The sequence below is a fragment of the Acidobacteriota bacterium genome (assembly GCA_030774055.1).
In the GTDB taxonomy this organism is placed as follows: Bacteria; Acidobacteriota; Terriglobia; order Terriglobales; family Acidobacteriaceae; genus JACPNR01.
Genome location: JALYLW010000123.1, coordinates 22,177 through 29,137, shown reverse-complemented (window position 1 = coordinate 29,137; position 6,961 = coordinate 22,177). Strand labels below are relative to the sequence as shown.

Below are 6,961 nucleotides of genomic sequence, written 5' to 3'. Positions count from 1 at the left end.
CCCAGCGTCCAGCGCTGTTTGGTTTTAGAAGGCCCCCGCTATCTCGAGACGCGCCAGAGGCCAGTAGCCAGCAGCTAGCCTTGCTTCAGAAGTGTGCGCGCAGCGCGGCGAAACTCTCGACCACGAGCAGCCGCGCGCCGGTCTGCGGTTCCGCCACCTCTTCGTGCTCGAGGACCCAGGTGTTGTCGTGCGGCACAAAGACTGCGTTCAGTCCGGCGGCGAGCGCAGGATTGATGTCCGACTTCGGGCTGTTGCCCACCATCCATGTAAGGTCGCCGGCCAGTCCGTACTTGTCTTTTATCGAGCGATAGGTCGGCTCATCTTTTTCTGCGACGATCTCGACCGCGGAAAAATACGGTCTCAGTCCCGAGCGCTCCACCTTGCCGGACTGTTCCGTGATGTTGCCCTTGGTCATCACGATGAGGTGGTGGCGGTCGCGCAAGTATTCGAGCGTCTCGGGAACGCCGGCGATGATCTCGATGGGATGTTCCGCGATGGCGTGCGCAAATCCATGAATGGTCTCGTGCAGGCCTGTCGTGAGCGGCTCGACCGCCAGGCGCTCGAAGGTGTCGACCAAGGCGTGCGCAAAGGAGTGCAGTCCGTAGCCGTGCTGCACGATGCAGTCGCGCTCCACGTCGTTCAGCACGTCGCGCACCTGCGCCGGTGTGTACGCGCGATGATTGAGAAAGCTGATGAAGTCGGCGATCGCGCGCTCGAAGTAGATGTTGTTCTCCCAGAGGGTGTCGTCGGCATCGATGAGCAGCGTCTGGCGCGGGGACGAGGTCGGAGACGAGGTCGGAGGAACGTTCGCAGGCATGGCTTCATCAGCCATTCTATTGGAGCGCCGGATCGGTCGCCGTAGCGGCGCGGTCTTCCTTGGTGGTGTGGATGACGCAGCCATCGTCCATGTAGGCGCTGCGTTGTCCGCGCACCACGGAACGCGCGATAACGTGATACTGCTGCACCTGTCCGTGGTCGTCGGGCTCGCCGGAATAGTCGAAGCGGTAGTCGCCCTTCGATCCCGAGGCGAGCGTAGCGTCGATCAGGTTGGCGTCGCGTAGCTCGATCAGCGTCCGCGCGTAGCCCTGCTTCGGATGCCGATACTCGTAAGACACGTTCGCCGTGCAGATGGTGCGCAGGCTGCTGACGAACGTCGCTTCGGCCGGCGACTTCGGGAAATACCTCCTCAGGATGGTCGGCACCGCGATTGCGATCAGGGCCAGCAACACCAGCCCGCCGGTCCACCGCCACAGCGACCTGTGTTTGCCCTTCGTCGCGCCTTGTTTGCCCTTCGCCGAGCTGTGCTCGCCCTTCGTCGCGCTGTGCTCGCCCTTCGCCATCGAACGCAATCATAGCGCAGCTTCCCGCGCGTGTGGCTTCCCCATTAGAATCGTTGGGCTATGAGAATGGATCCGCGCGGGGTCGTCGCCGCTCTCCTCTTAGCCGTCATCCTTATGCCTAACAGCGCCAGCGCGAAGACGAGGACCCGGCACTCACGGAAGAAGAAGCAGACCGCAGTCACGGCGGCCGCCGTGACGCCCGCGCCCGGGCTCGACAAGCGCCTGGCGCAGTGGAAGCGTTATCCCATCACCTTCTCGGAGCAGAGAATCACGCCGCGCGAGCGCCAGATGGTCGAGAAGCTGGTGCTGGCGTCGCGCTCTCTCGAAGACATCTTCTGGCGGCAGAGCGATCCGCCAGCGCTCGAGTTGCTCGAGGCGTTGCGCGGGAAGCAGGACGCCACCAGCCAGAAGCTCACCCGCCTGCTCACCATCATGGGCAGCCGCTTCGACCTGCTGGCGGAGAACCAGCCCTTCGTGAAGGGCGCGGTCTTCTCGCCCGGACGCGGCCTCTATCCCCAGGGGCTCACGCGTGAAGAGATCGAGCAATACGTGAAGCAGCATCCTGAGAAGAACGACGAGATCTACAACGGCGCGACGGTGATCCGGCGCAAAGGCGAGCAGCTGGTGGGCGTGCCCTACCGGGTCGCGTACCGCGATTTTCTAGAGCCTGCGGCCAAGCTGCTGCGCGAGGCCGCCGACCTGGCCGGCGATGCCGCCTTCGCCAAGTTCCTCCGGCTGCGCGCGGACGCGCTGCTCTCCGACGACTATTACCAGAGCGATCTCGCCTGGCTCGATCTCAAAGACCCGAAGTTCGACATCATCTTCGCGCCCTATGAGACCTATCTCGACGACGTGCTGGGCGTGAAGACGAGCTACGGCGCCGCCGTGCTGGTGCGCAACGAGCCGGAATCGGCGAAGCTCGCTGTCTTCCAGGAATATGTTCCTGACATTCAGGACGCGTTGCCGCTGGCGGCGGAAGATCGTCCTTCGAAGCGCGGACACCTCACGCCCATGGAGGTGATGGACACGCCCTACCGCGCCGGCGACCTGCGCCATGGCTACCAGGCGGTGGCCGACAATCTGCCCAACGATCCGCGCATCCACCAGGAGAAGGGGACGAAGAAGATCTTCTTCAAGAATTACATGGACGCGCGCGTCAACGTCGTCATCCTGCCCATCGCAAAAAGACTGATGCGCGCCGACCAGGCGGCGAAGGCTTCCGGCGAAGGCTATCTCGCCGCCGTGATGATGCACGAGATCTCGCACGGACTCGGCCCGGCGTTCTCGCGCGTGAGCGGCCAGCAAGTGGACATCCGCAAAGCCATCGGCCCGATCTTTTCCGGACTGGAAGAGGCTAAGGCCGATGCCGTCGGCATGTACGGACTGAAGTGGCTGGTCGACAAGGGCGCGCTGCCCAAGGACCGCCTGGAGGAGTACTACGCTTCTTACGTTGCCGGCATCTTCCGGACGGTGCGCTTCTCCATCGCCGAGGCGCACGGCCGCGCCGAGATGATGGAATTCAATTTCCTGAGCGAGCAAGGCGCCATCCGGCGCGCGGACGGACGCTACGAGATCGATTACGCGAAGATGCCCGCGGCCATCGCGAAGCTGAGCCAGGAATTGCTCGAGATCGAGGCCACCGGCGACCGTGCCCGGGCCGAGGCGTGGTTCAAGCGGTACGATTCCATGCCGGCGGAGTTACAATCCGCCTTACGTTCGGTCACCGATGTCCCGGTGGACATCGACCCGATCATGCCATTCCCGGAGCCAGTCCAATGAGCCGTGCGGAATCAAAGAACGAGCGCCGGCGCTTTGAGCGCGTCGAGGTCGATCCGAAGTCGGGCGTGTACGTCACCAGCCCGCGCGGCGCCAAACAAGGCGAGGTGCGCCAGCTCGGGCGCGGCGGCTTCCTCATCACCACCACCGACGACACCAAGTTCAAGAATGACAAGAAGCAGAGCTTCGTGATCGTGGATCCGCAGGAAGACCTCAACGTCTACGTCCACGCCACCTTCTGCTACTTCCAGCATGGCTGCGCCGGCTTCGAGTTCAACGACCTCGACGCCGATTCCGCGGTGAAGATAGGGATACTGATCGGGAAGTATTACGTATCCGACACCAGCCTGCTGCAGATCGACAACCAGCGTTAGGGAGAGACGGCCTTGTGGCCGTCGCCTACTCCACGAACTCCACCTTCGCCTTGGTGGGGATGATCTTCGCCTTGTGTCCCTCTTCCAGCAGCAAGCGGATGGCCCGGCGGCCTTCCTCGCCGTAATCCACCGTGCGCTCGTTCACGTACATCGAGACGAAGCGATTGGCGAGCGAGCGATCGAGATCGCGCGCGAACTGCATGGCGTACTCCAGCGCCTCTTCGCGGTGGTCGAGCCCGTACTGGATGGAATCCTTCAGCGCCTTCGCCACCCGCGGAATGGTCTCGGCGCCGAGCGAGCGCCGGATGGCATTGCCGCCCAGCGGCAGCGGCAGCCCGGTCTTGTCGCGCCACCATTTTCCCAAGTCCACGATCTTGTGCAGGCCGTGGCGGTCGTACATGATCTGTCCTTCATGGATGATCAGCCCGGCCTCGTATTTGCCGGCTTCCACCTGCGCCATGATCTGGTCGAAGGGCACGACCTCGGTCTCGATCTTGGGCGCGAAGAGCTTGAGCACGAGATACGCCGTCGTCAGGGTGCCGGGGATAGCGATCTTCTTGCTCGTGATCTCTTCCACGGTGAACGCCTTGGACGCGATGATCATCGGGCCGTAGCCATCGCCCACCGAGCCGCCCGAACCGAGCAGCGCGTAATTCTCCTGGATGTAGGGATAGGCGTGGAAGCTGATGGCGGTGACGTCGTAAAAGCCTTTGCCCTCGCGCGCCTTGCGGTTCAGCGTCTCAATGTCGCAGAGGGTGTGCGTGAACTTCAGTCCGGGCACCCGGACCTTGTTGGTCGCGAGCGCGTAGAACATGAACGCGTCGTCGGAATCGGGACTGTGCGCGACGGTGATCTCGCGCGTTTTCGTGGCGCTAGCGGTCGGCATGAATTGTGACTTCTGAGATTTCGTATCGGGGCACGGCTGGGGCCGGGCCGGGTGGAGAACATGGGAACAGTGAGGACAATGCCTAGCTGGCCTTCGACCCCGGGAGGTGCCAGCGTGTCGCGATGCCGGCGGCGGAAATCACTTTCAGTACTTCGGCGGCGAGGAACGGATATAGCCCCCACGCAACCGCCTGCGCCAGGGGGACACGGAAAATAACGATCAGCCAGTTCACGCCCAGCGCGAACAGCAGCAGCTCGCCGGCGGTCGCGCCGATGAGCGCGCCCTTGAAATCTTTCTTGCCTGCCTGGAACGCCCAGCCCGCCAGGAACGCGACCACCGGGTAGGCCATCAGGAATCCGCCGGTCGGGCCGAGCAACTGCAGCATCCCGCCTGGCGCCATCGTTCCACTAACGACGGGGCTGAACACGGGCAGCCCAGCGAGGCCTTCCGCGAGATACAGCACCATCGCGGCGAAACCACGGTTGGCGCCGAGCGCGAGCCCGGCAAGCAGCACGGCAAAGTTCACCAGCGAAAGCGGCACCGGCGTCCCCGGTAGCGGGATGGCAAAGCGTGCCGCCAGCGCGACGAGCGCGCTCGCGCCTATGACCAGCCCGGCTTCTCGCAGCAGGCTGGGTACGGCAATATTTTGCAGACCGACCTTCTCGGCAGCGCGTTCCGTCACTCGGGACATGTTTTCCTTAGAACTGTTTTTCTTGGGACCAGTATTCCTTAGGACCAGTATGCCTTAAACACTCTTAGACCTTGGTGGTCTCGCGTTCGTGCTCGCGCTCGTGTTCCAGGTCTTTCAGCGCGCGGTGCAGCGCCGTCTCAGACGCCTGCAATTGCCGCCGTACCCGCAGGTACAGCGCGATCGTCGTGCCCAGGACCGTGAACAACGAGAGCAGCAGGACCCCGAAGAGAAGCTTCATCAGCAAGCCGATAGCATAACAAAGTCGCCGGTCTCTAGTCGCTACTGGTTTAACGCCTCACTGTGCGATACGTCCAGTAGAAGCCAACACTGAAGCCGAACGCCAAGATGGCCCACGCAAGTGGGGTGTGGGCAAAAAAACTCACAGGATCCCAACCGGCCGCCACGCCTTCCGGCATGCGCGCTGACCTTACAGACAACCAGCTCACGAACAATAAGCTTGCCGCTAACAGACCGGCGACGCCTCCTGCCACGCCTCCCGCGATACTCTTTGCCCAAAGCATCACTTTCCCGCCATCGCCTGCTCGAGGTCCGCCGCCGTCCGCGGCAGGGCAGAGGTCATCATCACCAGCTTGCCCTCCGCGTCCACGTAGAACATGTCTTCCAGGCGGATGCCAAGCTTTTCCTCCGGAATGTAGATCCCCGGCTCGAGCGTGAACACCTGCCCGGGACCGAGCGGGATGGAGTAATCACCGGCGTCGTGCACCGCAAGGCCGACGTAGTGCCCAAGCCCGTGGATGAAGTACTGCCCGAGCGCTTGGCCGTGCATGTCTTTGCCGTGGGTGTTGATGTAGTCGTAGGCGGCTCTGTAGAGCGAGTCAGGGCCATTGCCGCGGCCGAGCAGCGACTTGCCGCTGCGGAAGGCGTCGATCGCGGCCTGCTGCGCGCCGTAGACGATGTCGTAGATCTCGCGCTGCCGCGCCGTGAACTTGCCCGTGACGGAGACGGGCAGCGTGCGCGTGATGTCCGCCGCGTACATGGAATATTCGCCGCCCACATCCATCAATACAACGTCGCCCGACTGCATCTTGCCCGAATCCAGCGAGTAGTGCAGCACGGTCGAATAGAACCCGGAGCCGACGATGGGCGCGTACGCCGGCCTCTCGCAGCCGCGCCGCCCGAACTCGTACTGCATCAGCGCGGATATCTCACGCTCGCTCACTCCCGGCTTCACCGCCTTGAAGGTGGCCTGATGTGCGGCGACGGAGGCGTCCACCGCCTTCTGCATCAGCGCCAGTTCGCCCGCATCTTTCACCATGCGCAAGCGCCCGATCAGCGGGGCAGCGTCTTCAAAGCCGATGTAGTTGGGAAAAGAATTGGCGCGGCGCAACCATTGCAATGGGATGGTCGCCGGCCGGCTCTCATCCCACGCCGCCAGGCCGGAGTAAACGGTGGCGCGTGGCGCCGGCAGCACGCGCACGATCTCATCGCGCATGCGGTCGAGCACGGCGACGTTGTCGAACCCGGTCGCGCTGCTCGCGTTCCGGCTATCCGCACCTAACTTGGGACCAGTCCATTTTTCCTGCGTCGCATTGTGCGCCGGAAGAAACAGTATCTCGGTGTACGCACGGGCTTTATTCTCGCCCGCCGCCGCGGTCGCCGGCGCGATCAGCAGCGCCGCGCCTGGCTCCGACCATCCGGTGAGGTAGTAGAAGTCGTTGTCCTGGCGAAATCCAAAGACGGCGTTCGGACCTTCCGGCTCCGTAGCCGCGAACAGCAACACCACGCCGCCATGAGTCATCGCGGCCAGCTTCTGCCGCCGCGCGCGATAGTCGGCGTTGGGCTGGCGCTCGAGCGCGCTGGCGGCGACGGCCGCGAGCACCAGGAACACAAGGGTATTGCGAACGTTTCTCATAGCGGAGAGAGGATTGTACGC

At 63.4% G+C, this 6,961-nt stretch carries 8 protein-coding genes; 2 read left to right on the top strand and 6 right to left on the bottom strand.

The window, feature by feature from the left end; genetic code table 11:
* Nucleotides 1–85: 85 nt before the first annotated feature.
* Nucleotides 86–817 (bottom strand): HAD family hydrolase, encoded by a 732-nt coding sequence (locus M3P27_10385; GenBank protein ID MDP9268713.1) that lies wholly within the window; start codon nucleotides 815–817, stop codon nucleotides 86–88.
* 16 nt (nucleotides 818–833) lie between these two features.
* A complete protein-coding gene (locus tag M3P27_10380; protein ID MDP9268712.1) occupies nucleotides 834–1,340 on the bottom strand; it encodes a hypothetical protein in 507 nt (168 codons plus the stop codon).
* A gap of 66 nt (nucleotides 1,341–1,406) precedes the next feature.
* Here M3P27_10380 and M3P27_10375 point away from each other — a divergent pair, with 66 nt between their 5' ends.
* Nucleotides 1,407–3,119 carry a Zn-dependent hydrolase gene (locus M3P27_10375; protein ID MDP9268711.1) on the top strand — a complete coding sequence of 571 codons (1,713 nt, stop codon included), beginning with the start codon at nucleotides 1,407–1,409 and terminating at the stop codon, nucleotides 3,117–3,119.
* Nucleotides 3,116–3,490: a hypothetical protein gene (locus M3P27_10370; protein MDP9268710.1), complete on the top strand. Its 375-nt coding sequence runs from the start codon at nucleotides 3,116–3,118 to the stop codon at nucleotides 3,488–3,490. The genes M3P27_10375 and M3P27_10370 overlap by 4 nt, the downstream gene beginning before the upstream one ends.
* Nucleotides 3,491–3,515: 25 nt before the next feature.
* Here the strand turns inward: M3P27_10370 and M3P27_10365 are convergent, their stop codons facing one another.
* From M3P27_10365 to M3P27_10350, 4 genes are all read right to left on the bottom strand, one after another.
* Entirely contained in the window at nucleotides 3,516–4,376 is an 861-nt protein-coding gene (locus M3P27_10365) for an ABC transporter substrate-binding protein (GenBank protein MDP9268709.1), read from the bottom strand.
* Between the two features lie 82 nt (nucleotides 4,377–4,458).
* A complete protein-coding gene (locus M3P27_10360; protein MDP9268708.1) occupies nucleotides 4,459–5,067 on the bottom strand; it encodes a biotin transporter BioY in 609 nt (202 codons plus the stop codon).
* A gap of 64 nt (nucleotides 5,068–5,131) precedes the next feature.
* The gene (locus tag M3P27_10355) at nucleotides 5,132–5,305 is read right to left on the bottom strand and encodes a hypothetical protein (GenBank protein ID MDP9268707.1); all 174 of its coding nucleotides are present in this window, start codon (nucleotides 5,303–5,305) and stop codon (nucleotides 5,132–5,134) included.
* A gap of 282 nt (nucleotides 5,306–5,587) precedes the next feature.
* Complete coding sequence (locus M3P27_10350; protein MDP9268706.1) at nucleotides 5,588–6,940, bottom strand: Xaa-Pro aminopeptidase; 1,353 nt, start codon at nucleotides 6,938–6,940, stop codon at nucleotides 5,588–5,590.
* Nucleotides 6,941–6,961 lie beyond the last annotated feature (21 nt).

Excerpts from the sequence above, each read along its gene's own strand:
- M3P27_10385 (MDP9268713.1), bottom strand. The coding sequence starts at position 817 with ATGCCTGCGAACGTTCCTCCGACCTCGTCTCCGACCTCGTCCCCGCGC.
- M3P27_10380 (MDP9268712.1), bottom strand. The coding sequence starts at position 1,340 with ATGGCGAAGGGCGAGCACAGCGCGACGAAGGGCGAGCACAGCTCGGCG.
- M3P27_10375 (MDP9268711.1), top strand. The coding sequence starts at position 1,407 with ATGGATCCGCGCGGGGTCGTCGCCGCTCTCCTCTTAGCCGTCATCCTT.
- M3P27_10370 (MDP9268710.1), top strand. The coding sequence starts at position 3,116 with ATGAGCCGTGCGGAATCAAAGAACGAGCGCCGGCGCTTTGAGCGCGTC.
- M3P27_10365 (MDP9268709.1), bottom strand. The coding sequence starts at position 4,376 with ATGCCGACCGCTAGCGCCACGAAAACGCGCGAGATCACCGTCGCGCAC.
- M3P27_10360 (MDP9268708.1), bottom strand. The coding sequence starts at position 5,067 with ATGTCCCGAGTGACGGAACGCGCTGCCGAGAAGGTCGGTCTGCAAAAT.
- M3P27_10355 (MDP9268707.1), bottom strand. The coding sequence starts at position 5,305 with ATGAAGCTTCTCTTCGGGGTCCTGCTGCTCTCGTTGTTCACGGTCCTG.
- M3P27_10350 (MDP9268706.1), bottom strand. The coding sequence starts at position 6,940 with ATGAGAAACGTTCGCAATACCCTTGTGTTCCTGGTGCTCGCGGCCGTC.